The following is a 15,773-nucleotide window of genomic DNA, read 5'->3' as shown; positions in this document are numbered from 1 at the left end:
TCGCCCCTGCTAATTAACCCACTGGGTAGTTAGCCGCAATGGGTAGGGATGTTGCGCCGGTGGCGCCCCGCTGTCAAGGGTCGGGCCCGCTCCGTGGCTCAGGCCGCCGCGCCGTCCGCTGTCAGGTAGGCGATCACCATGTCGCCGAGCATCGACCGGTAGTGCTCGCGCTGGGCCGGGTCCACCAGGTCGCGGCCGAACAGCGCGCCGAAGGTATGCCGGTTGGCGACCCGGAAGAAGCAGAAGGAGCTGATGAAGGCGTGCAGGTCGACGGCGTCCACGTCGGCCGTGAACAGCCCGGACCTCCGCCCGGAGTCGAGGATGCGGCGGATGACGTCGAGCGCGGGCGAACCCATCCGGCCGAGCTCCTCGGAGGCGGCGATGTGCGCGGCCTCGTGGATGTTCTCGATGCTCACCAGGCGGATGAAGTCCGGGTGCTGCTCGTGGTGGTCGAAGGTGAGCTCCGCCAGCCGCCGGATGGCCGCCACCGGGTCCAGATGCTCGACGTCCAGCTCCCGCTCGGCCTGGCGGATCACCGCGTACGCCCGCTCGAGCACGGCCGTGAACAGCTGCTCCTTGCCGCCGAAGTAGTAGTAGATCATCCGCTTGGTGGTGCGGGTGCGGGCGGCGATCTCGTCGACACGGGCGCCGTCGTACCCGGCGCGCGCGAACTCCTGCGTCGCGACGTCGAGGATCTCGGCCTGGGTGCGGGCCGCGTCGCGGATCCGCCCGTTGGGTCGTGCCGCTTCGTCGGCGCTGGTCATCGGCTTCCTTCGCGTGTAGGTGCGGTGCCGGTGATTGTAGAAGCCGGCGCCGGCGTGGCTCCCGCGCGCAGGCCGGGGGCTTCCGGTGCGGCCGCCGCACTGATATAGCTAACGTACTAGTTCGTACATTGCTGGCTGTCAGGAGGTTCCCGGTGGCCAAGGACGCGTACCTCGTCGGACTGATCGGCTCCGGCATCGGAACGTCGCTCAGCCCGGCGCTGCACGAGCGGGAAGCCGACCGGAAGGGCCTGCGGTACGTCTACCGCATCGTCGACATCGACGTTCTGGGCGTACCGCCCGAGGCGGTCGGCGACCTGCTGCGCTCCGCCCGCGACCTCGGCTTCGACGGGCTCAACATCACCCACCCGTGCAAGCAACTCGTCCTCCCCCACCTCGACGCGCTCAGCCCGCAGGCCCAGGCACTGGGCGCGGTGAACAGCGTCGTCATCGACACCGACGGCCGCGCCACAGGGCACAACACCGACGTCACCGGCTTCGCCGAATCCTTCGCCCGCGGCCTGCCCGACGCACCCCTCCAGCACGTCGTGCAACTGGGCGCTGGCGGCGCGGGCGCAGCCGTCGCCCACGCCCTGCTCACCCTCGGCGCCGAGCGGATCACCCTCGTCGACGCCCTGCCCGAGCGGGCCGCCGCCCTCGCGACCACCCTCAGCCGCCACTTCGGCGCGGACCGCGCGGCCATGGCGGGCCCCGAACGCCTGCCCGCTCTGCTGGCCGCGGCCGACGAAGCCGGCGGCCTGGTGCACGCCACCCCCACCGGCATGGCCGCCCACCCCGGCCTGCCCCTGCCCGCCGAACTGCTCCACCCCGGCCTGTGGGTCGCCGACGTCGTCTACCGGCCACTGGAGACCGAACTGCTGCGCACCGCCCGCGCCGCAGGCTGCGTCACCCTCGACGGCGGCGGCATGGCCGTCTTCCAGGCCGCCGACGCCTTCCGGCTGTTCACCGGCCAAGAACCGGACAGCACCCGGATGCTGGCGGACTTCCGGCAGCTCACGGGCGCCGTGCCCACCGCGCAGTAGCACCCACCCACGGCGGCAACCGACCGGACGGAAGAGAGGAACACAGGTGCGTACATCCATCGCCACCGTCTGCCTCAGCGGATCCCTCACCGAAAAGCTGACCGCCGCTGCCCAGGCCGGCTTCGACGGGGTGGAGATCTTCGAGAACGACCTCCTCGCCAGCCCCCTCACCCCCGAGGACATCCGCAGCCGCTGCGCCGACCTCGGCCTGAGCATCGACCTCTACCAGCCGATGCGGGACACCGAGGCGGTGCCCGCCGACGAGTTCGCCCGCAACCTGCGCCGCGCCCGCCACAAGTTCCAGGTCATGCGGCGCCTCGGCGCGGACACCGTCCTCGTCTGCTCCAGCGTCTCCCCGCTCGCCCTCGACGACGACGACCTTGCCGCCGAGCAACTGAGCCGACTCGCCGACCTGGCGCAGGAATTCGGCATCCGCGTCGCCTACGAAGCCCTCGCCTGGGGCCGCCACATCAGCACCTACGACCACGCCTGGCACGTCGTCGCGAGCGCGGACCACCCGGCACTCGGCACCTGCCTGGACAGCTTCCACATCCTCTCCCGCGGCACCGACCCCAAAGCCATCGAGAACATCCCCGGCGAGAAGATCTTCTTCCTCCAGCTGGCCGACGCCCCGCTGCTCGCGATGGACGTACTGCAGTGGAGCCGCCACTACCGCTGCTTCCCCGGCCAAGGCGGCTTCGACATCGCCGGCCTGCTGCGGCACGTGCTGCGCACCGGCTACGACGGCCCCCTCTCCCTCGAAATCTTCAACGACGTCTTCCGCCAGGCCGATGCGGCACCGACTGCCGTCGACGCCCACCGCTCCCTGCTCGTCCTCCAGGAAGCCACCGGGGTCACCCGACTACCGCCACCGGTCGTCCCGTCGGGCATCGCCTTCGCCGAACTGGCCACCCCCGACGCTCAACCCGTCACCCAGGTGCTCGGCGCGCTCGGCTTCACCCGCACCGCACGGCACCGCAGCAAACCGGTCGACCTCTGGCAACAGGGCGACGCCCGCATCCTGGTCAACACCGGCACCGCCGCGCGCCGCGAGAGCACCACCCTCGCCGCGATCGGCCTGGAGTCACCCGACCCGGCCGCCGCCGCCCGCCGCGCCGAAGCCCTCCTCGCCCCCGTACTGCCCCGCCGCCGCACCCCCGAGGACGTCCCGCTCGACGCGGTGGCCGCTCCCGACGGCACCGAACTCTTCTTCTGCGCCACCGGCCACCCCGAACTACCCGACTGGCAAGCCGACTTCACGACCACGGACGAGCATCCCGCCGTAGCCACCGCGGCTGCCTCCACGGGTCCGGCCGCCGTCGGCCGCATCGACCATCTGGCACTCACCCAGCCCTGGCACCACTTCGACGAAGCCACCCTCTTCCACCGCAGCGTCCTCGGCCTGCGCCCCCAGGAGAGCGTCGACGTCGCAGACCCCTACGGGCTCCTGCGCAGCCGCGCCGTCAGCACCGCCGACGGCGCCGTACGCATCGTCCTCACCGTCGGCGCCGCACCCACCGACAGCGACGCACCGGCCCAGCACATCGCGCTGGCCACCGACGACGTGGTCACCGCCGCCCACCGCTTCCGCGCCGCCGGCGGCCGCCTGCTGAAGATCCCCGCCAACTACTACGACGATCTCGCCGCCCGCTACAACCTCCCGGACGACGAACTGGAGACCTACCAGGAGCTGGGCATCCTCTACGACCGCGACGCGGGCGGCACCTTCCGCCACTGCTACACCCGCACCATCGGCCGACTCTTCTTCGAACTCCTCCAGCGCGATCCGGACTACCAGGGCTACGGCGCCCAGAACGCTCCCGTACGCCTCGCCGCCCAGCACACGGCGTAGCCGCGGCCACGTTGACGGGGACGGTCGCATGAGCGGCCCTGTCCACGGGACCGCGCGTCTGCTGCTGCCGGTTCGGCGTGGCAGGGAGGCCGTATCGACGAAGGCATCGAAGGAGACTTCTACGGACAGGCGGATGGCGACGTCGTCCAGGCGGAGGAGGAGTTCGTCGGGCGGCAGATCGATGTCGGCGAGGGCGCGCACGACGGTCCGCAGTCGGCCGATAGCGGCCGCCTGCATGCCGTGGCCGACTTGGTCACCCACCACGGATGCGACGTTGGCACCGGACAGTCAGCCAGACATGTCACCGGCTTCCCATGCACCAGTCGTAGATCGTGATCTGTGACGGCGAAGGTGTTGAGCGCCCGCCCCCGGACAGGAGTGCCTCGGCCTGTCCGGAGGCGCCACTGCGTCACATGTTGTGGCAGGCCCGGGCTTTGAACTTCGCTATGGGGACGGTGATTGTGGATTCGTCGCCGTTGTCCGAGATGTTGTTGTAGAGGACTTTTCCCGGAGCGAGCCGGTCCCGGTCGGCCAGAGTGAAGGTGACGCTCCTCGATGACCACGAGTTGTCTTCGGTCCAACCGTAGAGGGCGTAGCTGGTCTTGGCGGTGAGCGGAGCGAGAGACCTGGTCGCGGTCCAGCCGGCGGCAGAAGAATCAAGGGGCCAGGTGGTGAGACCTGCCTTGACGGGACGGTCGGATGTCCATGAACCGACCGTCACTGTCTTGTCGACGTCGGCGCTGTCCGTGTAGAGAGTCGCGCCGTCGATGTGATGCCCACAGACCATCATGACGCCGAGCAGATGGCCGTCGCTGGTCACAGAGATACCTGTGACGGCATCGACCGGAACCGTGCACCCAGAGGTTGCGGTCAAGGCCACGCCGGCCGCGAAGGCCCCGATGAAGCGCCGGAACACCGGCCGTGAAGTGGTCGCCCGCATGGCCCCCCCTGCCCGGAGAGCGCGTCTGGCCCCCGTCCTCTGGATGGTACGGGGCAAGCGAACTCGGGCCACAGCGTCGCCGCCTACCCGTTGCGCGCTCGTTGTCGCCTCGTAGCTGCCTGGTCTGGGTCGGCCCAACACAGTGCCGATACCTGACACCTTCTGCTCACCCATCGGTGGCATGCGCAACGGGTGCGGCCACCGGTGACCATCGGTGTGTGAGGACAGAAGACCAGGCTGGTGCCGCAGGTCACAGCACAGATCCTGCCCGGCGGCAGGATCTGCTCGAGGCACGCATGGGCCGTATCACTGAACGGTTCACCCGGGTGGAACCACGTTGACGGGCCCGGGAGTTCATGCGCGGGCTCTTGTCGGACCTGCTACGCAAGACCTGTTGGACGCTGGCCGACCACGGCCGCGATGTCACCTCGTACAGCCTGCGGGACATCATCCATCCAGGTCGTTGGCCGTTCGGGAGTGACCGCCTGGCGTCGGCTCCGGAACTGGGCTGAAACTGGCGTCTGGCCCCGGTCGCACGGGATCCTTCACGCCGAGCTGCGGGCGGCGGGGCTTTTGGAAAGGGACGACTCGTCGATCGACAGGTTGCACGTCCGGGCGCTGAAAGGGGGACCACACCGGGCTTGCGCGGGTCGGCGGGGGCTGGCCGGGCAGCAAGCACCGTCTGGCCGTCGACCGGAACGGCATACCGCTCGCCGTCACACTGACCGGCGGCAAGCGCCACGATGTCACACAGTTCCGGCCGCTCCTGGCCGCGATCCCAGCGATTCGGGATGTGTGCGGATAGAACGCGCGTCCGAGTTGCGAGGCGTGGCGAGAGACGGCTACCCAGGGTCATGATCCAATGTGCCGGGCCGTCGACCGCGTGTGAACCTGAAGACCGCCCGGGGGAAGCGAGACCCCGAGCCCGCTTCCCCCGGTTGTAATGCGGCGTGCCGAGCAGGCGATCGCTCACGGGCAGCGCCGCGCGTGCGGGCCCCGGGGATCTGGCAGAGCTCCCTGGGGCCCGATCCCCCTGACGACGCGGGCATGGCTGCCCGCGTCGTCAGGGGGATCACCCTTGACCTCGATGACGCGCTGGAGGCGCCGAAGGACACCACCCATGAACGTATGCCACGCCGATGCGGGCCAGTCCGCTCCGGACCTGTCGGTCCTGGACAGTTCCTACGCCAAGCCCTGGCCCAGGCGGAGCATCAACTCGACTGCCTGCAGAGCGAGTACGGGAGCCGCGCCGAAGGGCCCGATGCTGGCGCGCACGGCGGGCCCCTTCCGGTGCGGACGATGAAGTTCATCCGCACCGGAAGGGGCCCCTCCTGCCCGCGGAACCGCGAGCGGGAGAGGGGCAGATGGTGCCGGCCTACAGCACCCGTTGTCTGTCAGTGCAGTCCGCTGTAGGCGGCCATCACGATCTCCAGGCCGCGGTTGTCCTCCTGCTGGTCCCGGTCGATCATCTGGTTCATGACGTAGGCCACCGTCATGCGTGAGTCGGGGTCGCTCGCGACCAGCGAGCCGCCCCAGCCTCCCCAGCCGAAGGTGTTGCCGAACTTGCCGAAGCCCACCGTCCAGCACATCTGCGTCCCCAGGACGCGGTCCTCACCACGGAACACCTCCTGCCACGCGGGCTCGCAACCCTGGGCGGACAGCAGTTGCACCCCGCCGGCCGTTCCCCGGTTCGCCAGTACCGACTGAACAAGAGCGACAGAGCGAGCGTTGCCGAAGCCGTTCACGGCGGGGATCTGCGCACGGCGCCAGGCCACTGAGTTGACGTCCTTGACCCGGATCGCGGCACCGGTGATCTCCCGGGGCACGCCGTCCGGTCCGGGCGGTGCGCTGGCGGCGTACCTGTCGGTGAGTGACGGCGGCGCGATGAGCGGTGCGACGCGGTCGTCGTGCTCGGCGGAGAGTCCGATGTGGAAGTCCGAGCCCAGCGGCTTGGCGACCTCCTCGGCGAAGAACTCGCCGAGGCTGCGGCCGGTGATGCGGCGGACGATCTCACCGATGAGGAATCCGAAGGTGAGCGCGTGATAGCCGGCGGCCGTTCCGGGTTCCCATTCGGGTGCTTGCGCAGCCAGCTCTGCCGTCACGCTCTCCCAGTCGTACAGGTCCTCGACCGCCGTCAGCCAGGACAGCTCCGGCAGCCCCGCGGTGTGGGACAGTACATGCCGTACCAGCACGTTCTCCTTGCCGGCCGCGGCGAACTCGGGCCAGTAGGCGGAGACTGGCGCGGACAGATCGAGCCGGCCTCGATCGGCCAGGATGAGCGCGCACAGGGCGGTCATATTCTTGGTCGTCGAGTTCACGCCGACGAGGGTGTCACGCTCCCAACGGACAGAGCGGTCCGCGTCGGCGTACCCGCCCCAGATGTCGACCACCCGCTCGCCGTCGAGGTAGACAGCGACGGAGGCGCCCACGTCGTCCTTGCCGAGCGAATCCGCAAGGGCCGCACGGACTGCGGCGAACCGCGGCTCGCATACTCCCTTAATATCAATCATGGGCGTAAGCCTCAGGTGACGCCGGGGCTTCCAGCCCAACAATTCCCGCACTGGTTTTGTCGGGCGGCACGCGATCGAATTTTCTCCATGAGCGACTCCGGCTCGGCTCGCGTGCCGGCCGCTGCGGTTCCCGCGGCCGTGCCTGGTTCGCAGGGTGGGCCTTCCCACAGCGGAGGGCAGCCATGAGGAAGGACGGATACGTGTGCTGGAGCGGCTGAACCAGGCGCTGGACCACCTGGAGGCATGCCTCGACCGAGAGGTCGACGTGGCTGAGGTGGCCCGGATCGCCGCGGTGTCGGAGTACCACTTCCGGCGGCTGTTCTCCACGCTCGCCGGCATGCCGCTTCCGGTCTACGTGCGGCGCCGGCGGATGACGCTCGCCGGGGCCGATGTGCTGGCCGGGGAGCTGACGCTGCTCGATGTCGCCGTGCGGTACGGGTATGGCTCTGGTGAGGCGTTCGCTCGGGCCTTCCGGTCGGTGCACGGCATCGGGCCGGGCGAGGCCCGGCGCACGGGTGCGGTGCTCACGGCACAGCCGCGCATGTCCTTCCGTGTCGTGGTCGAGGGCAGTACGACCATGCGGTATCGGATCGTGGAGAAGGAGTCGTTTAGGGTCGTGGGCACGAAGGCCCGGGTCCCCCTCGTGCACGAGGGGGTCAACGCGGCCGCCGCGGCGCACGTGGAGAGTCTGGACGAGCGGGCGATCGTACGGATGAAGGAGTTGCCCGGTCGCCGGGAGCCGGAGGGGATCCTGTCGGCGGCGGTGCACTTGACCGACAGCCGGGCGGAGGGCGCCGAGGTGGACCACTGGATCGGCGTGGTGACCGGTCCCGAGGTGGCCGTCGATGAGCTCGACGCTCTCGACGTGCCGGCCGGGACCTGGGCGGTCTTCGACAACCACGGCCCCTATCCGAGCGCCCTTCAGGAGCTGTGGCGAGACGTGTTCACGCAGTGGTTCCCCTCGAACCCTTACGTGAGCCGGCCAGGTCCGGAGCTTCTGCGGACGCGGCCCGTGGAAATCGGCGCGGAGACCGACTCCCAGCTGTGGATCCCGGTCGAGCGGGGGAGCGGGAGCGCCGGGGTGTGAACGCCGGTACCTGAACCTCGCCTTCCGCAGGGAAGCCCCCGGCTCAGTGCTCCTGAGCACAGGTCGTCCAACGCGACAGCCGCCGTCGACGACCTATCGGCAAGGTTCACGGCCACACGGCGTCATTCACGTATCCCTCGTCGCCAGGGCCTCCACACCCGCACGCAAGAAGGTCATGGCCGCGGCGATGTCCTCGCGTGTCGGCGTGGGGCCCAGGGAGGAACACAGGGCAGCGGCGGCGGCGGCCGTCATGCGCGCATCCCTCTCATCAGGAGGCGTGTCCGTGTCCTCGACCAGGCGACGTGCCCCGCTCTCGACGATCTCGGCCATGCGTGCTTTGTGGGGAGCCAGCAGTTGCGGGTTGAGGGCGAGCATGCGTTCGGTGAGGGCGCTGTGTTCCTGGGGGTGGTCCAGTTCGCCGTAGAGCCAGTGCTCGACGGCATCGATGACGCTCCAGCCCGCTTCGCGCTCGCTGATGGCGGCGTGGAGCCGCGCTTCGAGCGTGTCGAGGTGAGCCAGGGCGAGGTCGAGCTTGGCGGGGAAGTACAGGGTGACGGTGCGCCGGGAAACCTCGGCCTTCTCGGCGATGTCGGTGATCGTGGCCGACTCGTAGCCGCGCTCGGCGAAGAGCTCGTGGGCGGCCCGCAGGATCGCTTCCCGCTTCCTGTCCTTGTTGCGCTGTCTCAGCCCGTCCGCCGCCATGGGTGCGAACATACCACCCTCGCAATTTTGCACTCAGTGCAATAACGCCTACTGTGCCGAGACATACGGGGGCCACGGGGACATCGGGGCTGCCGCGACGGCCCAGGCAGTGACCTTCCGGAGGAGTGGACATGCATCGACCGCTGGTCGACAAGATCGCCGTTGTCACAGGCGCGAGCCGTGGAGTGGGCAAGGGGATCGCGCTTGAGTTGGGTGCCGCCGGCGCGACGGTCTACGTCACCGGTCGCAGCGTCTCGGCGGGCCCGCTGCCGGGCACCGTGAACGAGACCGCCGAGCAGGTGACCGCAGCGGGCGGCAAGGGGATAGCCGTCGTCTGCGATCACCGCAGCGACAGTCAGGTCGCGGACGTGTTCGAGCGCGTGCGGAGCGAATCCGGACGGTTGGACCTGCTGGTGAACAACGTCTTCTCGTCCCCGGACCTCGGAGCGTGGCTCGGCAAGCCGTTCTGGGAACTGCCGCTCGCCGCGTGGGATCAAGTACTGGACATCGGCACGCGCTCGCACTACGTCGCGAGCGTCTATGCGGCACCCCTCCTGTTCACCGCGGGACGGGGGCTGATCGTCAACATTTCGTCAGCAGGCGCCCGCCAGTACTCCCACAACACCGCGTACGGCGTGGGCAAGGCCGCGCTCGACAAGATGACGGCCGACATGGCCGTGGAACTGCGCCCGCGAGATGTCTCCGTCGTCTCAGTGTGGCCGGGCCTCGTCCGGACCGAGCTGGTCGACGCCGCCACGCGGACGAGCGACCGCGGCCGTTCGGAGATCGAGCTTCCCGGCGAGGGTACGTTCGACGTCGGCGCAGCGGAGTCGCCGCGCTTCGTCGGGCGGGGTGTGGCGGCCCTGGCAGCCGACCCAGCGGTCCGGGACCGCTCAGGTTCCGCGGTGTCCACGACGGATCTCGCGCACCACTACGACCTCACTGATGTAGACGGCACGATGCCAGGCGCCACACGCTGAACCAGGCACATCGCGCTCACCCATGTACTGGTCAGCGAGCGAGCGAGCGAGCGCGCGCACGAACGATCCATTCCCGATCACGTCCATGGATGAGTCGATTCCCTCGGAAGACCGCAGGAAAGCGCCGAGCCTGGCAGACTGTCCGCCACCTGGGGGGAGATCATCATGCCGGATGAGCTGACCGTCCGCCGGATACTCGGGGACCAGCCGTTCGCCGAGATCGGCCGGCCCGTATGGGCCGTGACCGACGCACGTCACGGCTGTGTCATCGCGGCCGGTGACCTCGGGCACGTCATGTGGCGCGGTACGGGCCGCTGGCTCAGCCACCGGATCGGCGTGTACGAGGCCGACACCCTCCGTCCGCGCCACGTCATCGCCTCACGCCACTCCGTATGTGCCATCGAGCCTCACCCCGAGCTGCCGCTCGTCGCCGTCGGCACCGGCCGCTACGACGGCTCCTGGGACTTTCAGGGACAGCTGCTCCTGCTGCACCTGGAGACCGGACACGTGACGAACCTGCTGAGCAAGAGCCGCCAAGTGCGCCACCTGCGCTGGCTGGAGGACGGCAGGCTCGCGATGCTGCTTTCCCCCGAGGACAAGGACGGCGGCTTCGACAAGGGCTTCGAGCTGGCCGTCGCGGTGGACGACTGGCTGTCCGCTCCGGCCGGTCTGGTCGACCCCGACGACACACGCCATCCGATGGTCGAGAGCGGGCTCCTCTACGACCCGCGCGTCGAGGACACCCTCGCGCGGCTGACGCAGGGCCGGTGGCGGCGGCGGGCGGACGTGCGGGACCTCGCGGTGCTGACCGACGGCCGGGTGCTCGCCACCGGCCGGTACACGGACCTCGAATGCTGGAACCCTTCGGGCGCGCTGAAGTGGGCCCTACCTGCGGAGGGAGAGGGGAGCGTCCGGGTCGAGGCCGCCCCTGACGACGAGTCGGCGTGGGTGACGTACCGCGGCTACCGACGCGACGAGGTGACGGGTCGCCGCGTTGACCGCGCGACCACTGTTCGGCGGATATCGACGACGGACGGCGGCGCGGTCGACTCCGTGGACGTGCCATCCGTCCCCGCACTGTGCGCCGCGGACGAAGGCTGGCTCGCCCTGCGCCCGCAAGGGCACGACGCACACGACGCGCTGCTGCTCGCCCCCACGCACCAGGTGGCGGCACGCCTGGGCCTCGTTCCCAGCGGCTCCAACTCCCCGGCGCTGCGCGTCAGACACAGCGCCCGTCTGCTCTACGCGGACGGCCCCGGCCCGGACGATGACGCGCCGTGGGTCCACGCGATCGATCCTCCAGGCGCCCACGGTCCCGCCACCGTGCGCGCCCTCTTCCCTCTGCGCTGGGACCCGGCGTCCGCACTCCAGCCCTGGTACGGCCCCGCCGTCGAGCTGACACACACCCTCGTCCACGCGGGCCGGTCCTACGAACGGGGCGCCACCTACGCCGAAACCCGCGAGGGCACGTACGTCGTGAGCCGCCGGCTGCCGGACGGAGAGGCACGCTGGGTGTACGTCACCGACAAGCCGCTCGCCGATCTCGACGGCGACGAGCGGAGGTTGTACGTCGTGTACCTCACCGGTGAGGTGGAGACCCTGGACACGGCGACGGGCGAGGTGCGAGCCCGGCACACCCTGCGCGCGCACGGCCATCCCGTCACGCCGGTGTCCGCCGCGTACCGGGCGGAGCAACAACGACTGGTCGTGGGGACGGCGGACGGGCGAATCCTGGACTGCTCGGTCCCGGGTTGACCGAGTCGGTAGAAATGGCCTGCCCCTACGATGTGCCAACTGCCAGCGGACATCTCCCCAAGCGATTTCAACGGAGAACCGAGGGGCGAGGGGCTGGTTGGCTGCATTGAGGGGGGCTACAACCCGCCCGGTGCCTGAGGACTTGGCGGGATCGTGAGCTGGCAGGCTACTGGCCGTTGCCGGGAGCTGGAAGGAGAGCTCGGACGGCTTCGGTCACGAACCCGGTCCCTCATGTATCCCGGTCAGGAAAGGCGCTGGATCGTCGGGCACGTCCCGCCTTACGGTGACGCCATGAGCGATCACTCAGAAGCGCCTGTCACGCCCGTCGAAGCCTTTGAACCCCCCTACTACATAGCTGTCTTCACCACGGTGCGAGCCCACGAACAGAGCGGCTACAGCGAGACCAACGCCCGCATGGAAGAACTGGTGAAGGACGTCCCGGGGTTCCTGGGGATGGACCACGCGCAGACTCCTGGCGGGCTGGGCATCACCGTCGGGTACTTCCGGGACGCCGATGCCCTCACGGAGTGGCGTACCAACGCCGAGCACCGTGCAGCGCAGAAGCGTGGGCGAGCCGAGTGGTACCAGAGCTACACGCTGCACGTGGCGAAAGTGGAACGGAGCCACGGGTTCATGCGAGCGTAGGTCCTGCGGACCCGACACCAGACTGACCAACCGAAGTCGCCTCCTGGTGCGGCAAGCACCGTCAGGTCATTGAAGGTCAGAGAGGCCGCCGAAGAGCTCCGCGGGGCGGTACCGGGTGCCGGCGGTTGCTGGGGTTGCTGTACTTCAGTGTCGTACAGCAAGATCGAACAATGTCCCGATCCGTTGGCCCGTACACTGCCGACCCCTGCCCTCGATGCTTCGTTGAGGCGGTCCGTCCGGGCCGACCGATGACCGTTGCGGGTCTTGAGGTGGTCGGCTACGTCTGTGAGCACTGTTCAAAGGTGTGGAGCCGGGCGATCGAGAACGACTTGGATGTCCACGACATCGTCAGGGTGGACCTCCCCCATGCCACGCTCTACGGCGACGTCCGGCAGGTGGACGGCGACCGTGTCCAGGTACACGTGTCGGACCACGATCGGCTGCTGTGGGTGGAGCGGTGGCGAGTGATCGTTTATTGATGACTGATTCCGCCCGTCGGCCGCACGCCAGGCCTGGCTCGCCGGCGTATTGGCTACTGAGGGGGGGGACCCATGACACTGGTCCGCAAGGGATCACGGCGGATCGTTGTCGACGGCACGGGCTACCGCTGGCTGCTGCGAGGCAGGCCGACGTACTTCCAGGGGCTGTCCTGGTCGCCGTGCACGTTCGCGGTCGAGCATGCGGACACGCCGGGGACGACGCTCGTGGTCACCACAGGCCAGCCGCATCCGAGCAACTGGATCGGACGCGAGGCTGAGCCTGTGCTGCCGTCCACTGTCGCTGCGGCTGTTCGCGTGGCCCTGCGCGCGGGTTGGACTCCGACGGGTTTGGGCTCCGCTTTCCGCCTTGACCAGTCCGCCGACTTCGCCCCCTCGTCCTGAGCGGTGAGATGAGCGCCGCCGGCATCGTCCAGGGCCCCATCGAGTGGCGTCGTTTTGCGCCCAGGGGATAGGAGTCGCACAGGTTCTCGGTCACAGTGGACGTACACGGTCGAGGGGAAGCCGTGGCGGGGGGAGGAAGGCCGATGACGGAATCAGGTCTGTTCGAACTGGAAGCCGTCGTGGTGAGGCAACCGGAGCGTTCATCGTGGCGCAGATACGTGGGCCCTGTCCTGGCCGTGTCCACCGTGGAGGAGACCCCGCTCGCCCAGGTCACGCACACCGACGACACGCACTTCCTCCTCGCGAAAGCGTCCGGCGAGTGCATCGTCCGTATCAAGAGGCGTTCCCGGTTCGGCCAGTTCGGCCCGGTGCGGTTCCACTTTGCCGACAGCGCGGACCAGGAGGTCGGCACCGCTGTTGCCCATGGAGTCATGCAAAGCCTGCGGCTGACCCTCCAGACGGAGCAGGGACGCCAACTCTTCCTCACACGGCGGGGTCTTCTGTCCGGCGAGTGGCTTCTTACGGAGACCGATCCGAAACAGACCCCGGTGCCCGAGACACTCGGTCGGGTCACGGTGAGTTCGGTCAACCGGTGGCGCGGATGGCAGCGGTACGTAGTCGAAACGAATTCCAGTCTGAACGCCTCAGAACGGCGGACCGTCGTTGCCTCGGTCGTCTGCCTGCACCTGCTCCGCCGGCCTCCAGGTGGCAGCGCCGCCCCGGCGTGAGAGCGCCCAGTACTCCGGCTGTATATCGCGGTCTTGCGTCGTGTCGCTGGGTGCTTCGGCTGGCGGAGTCCGGTGCTCAGCCTCAGCTTGGTCGGCGCTGAGATCAGCGTTCCTCCCGGCACGCCCTACTTGGTTCCGTCGTGCCCGGGCGGCCAGCCGATGACGCTTTCCGTTTGAACATTGCGCAGGGTCGCCCCCTCGAACCGGGCCCCGGTGATGACGGTCAGCCCGCGCAAGGGCGTACCGGTGTTCACGCTCCCGAGTCTGGCGCCGGTCAGATCGGTGTGGCGCAGATCAGCACTCCGTAGGTCACATCCGGTCAGGCTGACCCCGCGCAGTGAAGCGCCCCGCAGGTCAGCGCCGCTCAGATCGCAGAACCTGAAACAGCACCCGTCCAGGGTGGCGTGGCGCAGATCCGCGTCGATGAACGAGCAATGGGTGAACCGCAGTTGGGACGCGCGAGTGGAAGCAAGGTTCTGGCCGGTGAAGTCCTCACGGTTCACGGCCGCATAGCGGTGAAGCGCGGCAAGTCGTTGTCTCGCGGTCGGTGACGCAGTCATGCGCGCCAGGGTGTCAGTCGGGTCGGTAGCCGTCGCGCGGGTTTCCGGGTTCGCCGCCTGCCAGTCGATGGCACAGGTTCAGGCTGGTCCGGGAACGGGTGCGCCCACCGGTGACCGTCGGCGTGTGAAGACAGAAGCGCAGGCGGGGTCTGCGGCACCTGCTGTCGAGGGCCAGGTGGGTTCACGACGCGGTACGCGACGATGGCCGCGGCCTCGTCGTCGAGCACCTGCACCATGCGGACGCGGTGCCTGTCGCGGATGAGACCGGCGACCTGAAGAGACTGCGCCGGCACGGTGGGAGTCCAGCGCCAGTACATCGGCACCGCAGGACGCGTCGAGAACAGCCAGGCCGCCGTCCACCTCGCGTCCCCTCTCGAGCACGCGGCGATCGACCGGGAGCTGTATGTCCCGCGCTCCTGGACCCAGGACACGGCCCGCTGCCGGGGCGGCCCCGGGATACCCGACTCCGCCGGCTTCACCACGAAACCCGCGCTCGCCGCGCGTGTGATCGGTCGCGCACGGGCCGCCGCCGACCCCGTCTCCTGGGAGACCGGCGACGAGGTTTACGGAAGCAACCCACACCTGCGGACCACGCTGGAGGAAGGCAGGTCGACTACATACTCGCCGTCGGCCGCGACCACCAGATCACCACCCGCGCGGGCACGTTCCGCCCCGACGCACTGGTCCAAGAATCTGCCGAAGCAGACCTGGCAAGAACGCTCCGCCGACGCCAAGGGCCACCGCTTCAACGACTGTGCCCCGACCGGCATCGCCGATGACCGCCCCAGCGCTACCTGCCCGTCCGCCGCAACCGACACACCGACGAACTCGCCCTCTACCGCTGCTACTCAGCCACCCCGGCGTCGCTGTCCATCCTGGTGCGGGTTGCAGGGCGCAGGCGCTTGTCGAGGAGACCTTCCAGCCCCGCAAGGGCCTGACCGCACTGGACGAACACCAGGTCACAATCTCGACGTCCTGGCACCGCCGGGTCACCCCTGCAATGCTCGCCCATGCCTTCCTCGCCGTCGTTCGGGCCGACGCCCCCCGGCGCCCCGAAGCCCGACAGGCTGATACCGCGCACCTGCAACGAGATCCCACACCTGTGAATCGCACTCGTCGTCCGGCTCGTCCACAGCGCTGCCCACCGGCTTGGCTGGTTGCGCTGGTGACGCCCCCACCAGGCCCGATCCCAGGCCGCCCACTACCAGCACCAGGCCACCCGGACATGAAGATCGCGATCTGCAGCTGGAGTCTAGGCAACATCGATCCAGTGTGGTTTTCTCATCCCTCGTGACCAAGAACTCGGTCGGGAGTTCGAGCTGACCGGGA

General features: G+C 69.1%; 15 protein-coding genes and 2 pseudogenes. 11 read left to right on the top strand and 6 right to left on the bottom strand.

Annotated elements, in window-relative coordinates; all coding sequences use genetic code 11:
• Nucleotides 1-98 precede the first annotated feature (98 nt).
• Nucleotides 99-764: a TetR family transcriptional regulator gene (locus ACWCQK_RS26485; RefSeq protein WP_451158955.1), complete on the bottom strand. Its 666-nt coding sequence runs from the start codon at nucleotides 762-764 to the stop codon at nucleotides 99-101.
• Between the two features lie 152 nt (nucleotides 765-916).
• Here ACWCQK_RS26485 and ACWCQK_RS26480 point away from each other — a divergent pair, with 152 nt between their 5' ends.
• Together ACWCQK_RS26480 and ACWCQK_RS26475 are read left to right on the top strand one after the other, a co-directional pair.
• Nucleotides 917-1,804: a shikimate dehydrogenase gene (locus ACWCQK_RS26480; RefSeq protein ID WP_451158953.1), complete on the top strand. Its 888-nt coding sequence runs from the start codon at nucleotides 917-919 to the stop codon at nucleotides 1,802-1,804.
• Nucleotides 1,805-1,850: 46 nt separating this feature from the next.
• On the top strand, nucleotides 1,851-3,656 hold the full coding sequence (locus tag ACWCQK_RS26475) for a bifunctional sugar phosphate isomerase/epimerase/4-hydroxyphenylpyruvate dioxygenase family protein (RefSeq protein ID WP_451158951.1): 1,806 nt from the start codon (nucleotides 1,851-1,853) through the stop codon (nucleotides 3,654-3,656).
• 116 nt (nucleotides 3,657-3,772) lie between these two features.
• On the opposite strand, the pseudogene ACWCQK_RS26470 reads toward ACWCQK_RS26475, so the two are convergent.
• A pseudogene (locus tag ACWCQK_RS26470) lies at nucleotides 3,773-3,944 on the bottom strand (SpoIIE family protein phosphatase); the annotation flags it as partial.
• A gap of 121 nt (nucleotides 3,945-4,065) precedes the next feature.
• Nucleotides 4,066-4,596: a hypothetical protein gene (locus ACWCQK_RS26465; protein WP_451158949.1), complete on the bottom strand. Its 531-nt coding sequence runs from the start codon at nucleotides 4,594-4,596 to the stop codon at nucleotides 4,066-4,068.
• A gap of 459 nt (nucleotides 4,597-5,055) precedes the next feature.
• On the opposite strand from ACWCQK_RS26465, the pseudogene ACWCQK_RS26460 reads away from it, so the two are divergent.
• Nucleotides 5,056-5,386 (top strand): annotated as a pseudogene (locus ACWCQK_RS26460) (transposase); the annotation flags it as partial.
• Nucleotides 5,387-5,990: 604 nt separating this feature from the next.
• Here the strand turns inward: ACWCQK_RS26460 and ACWCQK_RS26455 are convergent.
• Entirely contained in the window at nucleotides 5,991-7,106 is a 1,116-nt protein-coding gene (locus tag ACWCQK_RS26455) for a serine hydrolase domain-containing protein (protein WP_451158947.1), read from the bottom strand.
• 202 nt (nucleotides 7,107-7,308) lie between these two features.
• Between ACWCQK_RS26455 and ACWCQK_RS26450 the strand changes: the two genes are divergently transcribed.
• Nucleotides 7,309-8,193 carry an AraC family transcriptional regulator gene (locus ACWCQK_RS26450; protein WP_451158945.1) on the top strand — a complete coding sequence of 295 codons (885 nt, stop codon included), beginning with the start codon at nucleotides 7,309-7,311 and terminating at the stop codon, nucleotides 8,191-8,193.
• 126 nt (nucleotides 8,194-8,319) lie between these two features.
• On the opposite strand, the gene ACWCQK_RS26445 is transcribed toward ACWCQK_RS26450, so the two are convergent.
• Nucleotides 8,320-8,895 (bottom strand): TetR/AcrR family transcriptional regulator, encoded by a 576-nt coding sequence (locus ACWCQK_RS26445; RefSeq protein ID WP_451158943.1) that lies wholly within the window; start codon nucleotides 8,893-8,895, stop codon nucleotides 8,320-8,322.
• A 131-nt stretch (nucleotides 8,896-9,026) separates the two neighbouring features.
• Between ACWCQK_RS26445 and ACWCQK_RS26440 the strand changes: the two genes are divergently transcribed.
• The 6 genes from ACWCQK_RS26440 (at nucleotide 9,027) to ACWCQK_RS26415 (ending at nucleotide 13,884) form a co-directional block, all read left to right on the top strand.
• Nucleotides 9,027-9,875, top strand: a complete 849-nt coding sequence (locus tag ACWCQK_RS26440; RefSeq protein ID WP_451158941.1) for an SDR family NAD(P)-dependent oxidoreductase — start codon at nucleotides 9,027-9,029, stop codon at nucleotides 9,873-9,875.
• 165 nt (nucleotides 9,876-10,040) lie between these two features.
• On the top strand, nucleotides 10,041-11,630 hold the full coding sequence (locus ACWCQK_RS26435; RefSeq protein WP_451158939.1) for a hypothetical protein: 1,590 nt from the start codon (nucleotides 10,041-10,043) through the stop codon (nucleotides 11,628-11,630).
• Nucleotides 11,631-11,921: 291 nt separating this feature from the next.
• Nucleotides 11,922-12,275 carry an antibiotic biosynthesis monooxygenase family protein gene (locus tag ACWCQK_RS26430; RefSeq protein WP_451158937.1) on the top strand — a complete coding sequence of 118 codons (354 nt, stop codon included), beginning with the start codon at nucleotides 11,922-11,924 and terminating at the stop codon, nucleotides 12,273-12,275.
• 248 nt (nucleotides 12,276-12,523) lie between these two features.
• Nucleotides 12,524-12,754: a hypothetical protein gene (locus tag ACWCQK_RS26425; protein ID WP_451158935.1), complete on the top strand. Its 231-nt coding sequence runs from the start codon at nucleotides 12,524-12,526 to the stop codon at nucleotides 12,752-12,754.
• 72 nt (nucleotides 12,755-12,826) lie between these two features.
• A complete protein-coding gene (locus ACWCQK_RS26420; RefSeq protein ID WP_451158933.1) occupies nucleotides 12,827-13,156 on the top strand; it encodes a hypothetical protein in 330 nt (109 codons plus the stop codon).
• A 236-nt stretch (nucleotides 13,157-13,392) separates the two neighbouring features.
• Nucleotides 13,393-13,884, top strand: coding sequence for a hypothetical protein (locus tag ACWCQK_RS26415; protein WP_451158931.1), 492 nt, complete (start codon nucleotides 13,393-13,395; stop codon nucleotides 13,882-13,884).
• A 125-nt stretch (nucleotides 13,885-14,009) separates the two neighbouring features.
• Here the strand turns inward: ACWCQK_RS26415 and ACWCQK_RS26410 are convergent, their stop codons facing one another.
• Entirely contained in the window at nucleotides 14,010-14,444 is a 435-nt protein-coding gene (locus tag ACWCQK_RS26410) for a pentapeptide repeat-containing protein (RefSeq protein WP_451158930.1), read from the bottom strand.
• Between the two features lie 294 nt (nucleotides 14,445-14,738).
• Between ACWCQK_RS26410 and ACWCQK_RS26405 the strand changes: the two genes are divergently transcribed.
• A complete protein-coding gene (locus ACWCQK_RS26405) occupies nucleotides 14,739-15,515 on the top strand; it encodes a transposase (protein WP_451158928.1) in 777 nt (258 codons plus the stop codon).
• Nucleotides 15,516-15,773 lie beyond the last annotated feature (258 nt).

This window comes from Streptomyces sp. NPDC002306, from assembly GCF_053593435.1.
The sequence above is the reverse complement of the archived record's forward strand: the minus strand, read 5'-3'. Positions and strand labels throughout refer to the sequence as shown.

Excerpts from the sequence above, each read along its gene's own strand:
- ACWCQK_RS26485 (WP_451158955.1), bottom strand. The coding sequence starts at position 764 with ATGACCAGCGCCGACGAAGCGGCACGACCCAACGGGCGGATCCGCGAC.
- ACWCQK_RS26465 (WP_451158949.1), bottom strand. The coding sequence starts at position 4,596 with ATGCGGGCGACCACTTCACGGCCGGTGTTCCGGCGCTTCATCGGGGCC.
- ACWCQK_RS26455 (WP_451158947.1), bottom strand. The coding sequence starts at position 7,106 with ATGATTGATATTAAGGGAGTATGCGAGCCGCGGTTCGCCGCAGTCCGT.
- ACWCQK_RS26445 (WP_451158943.1), bottom strand. The coding sequence starts at position 8,895 with ATGGCGGCGGACGGGCTGAGACAGCGCAACAAGGACAGGAAGCGGGAA.
- ACWCQK_RS26440 (WP_451158941.1), top strand. The coding sequence starts at position 9,027 with ATGCATCGACCGCTGGTCGACAAGATCGCCGTTGTCACAGGCGCGAGC.
- ACWCQK_RS26435 (WP_451158939.1), top strand. The coding sequence starts at position 10,041 with ATGCCGGATGAGCTGACCGTCCGCCGGATACTCGGGGACCAGCCGTTC.
- ACWCQK_RS26430 (WP_451158937.1), top strand. The coding sequence starts at position 11,922 with ATGAGCGATCACTCAGAAGCGCCTGTCACGCCCGTCGAAGCCTTTGAA.
- ACWCQK_RS26425 (WP_451158935.1), top strand. The coding sequence starts at position 12,524 with ATGACCGTTGCGGGTCTTGAGGTGGTCGGCTACGTCTGTGAGCACTGT.
- ACWCQK_RS26420 (WP_451158933.1), top strand. The coding sequence starts at position 12,827 with ATGACACTGGTCCGCAAGGGATCACGGCGGATCGTTGTCGACGGCACG.
- ACWCQK_RS26410 (WP_451158930.1), bottom strand. The coding sequence starts at position 14,444 with ATGACTGCGTCACCGACCGCGAGACAACGACTTGCCGCGCTTCACCGC.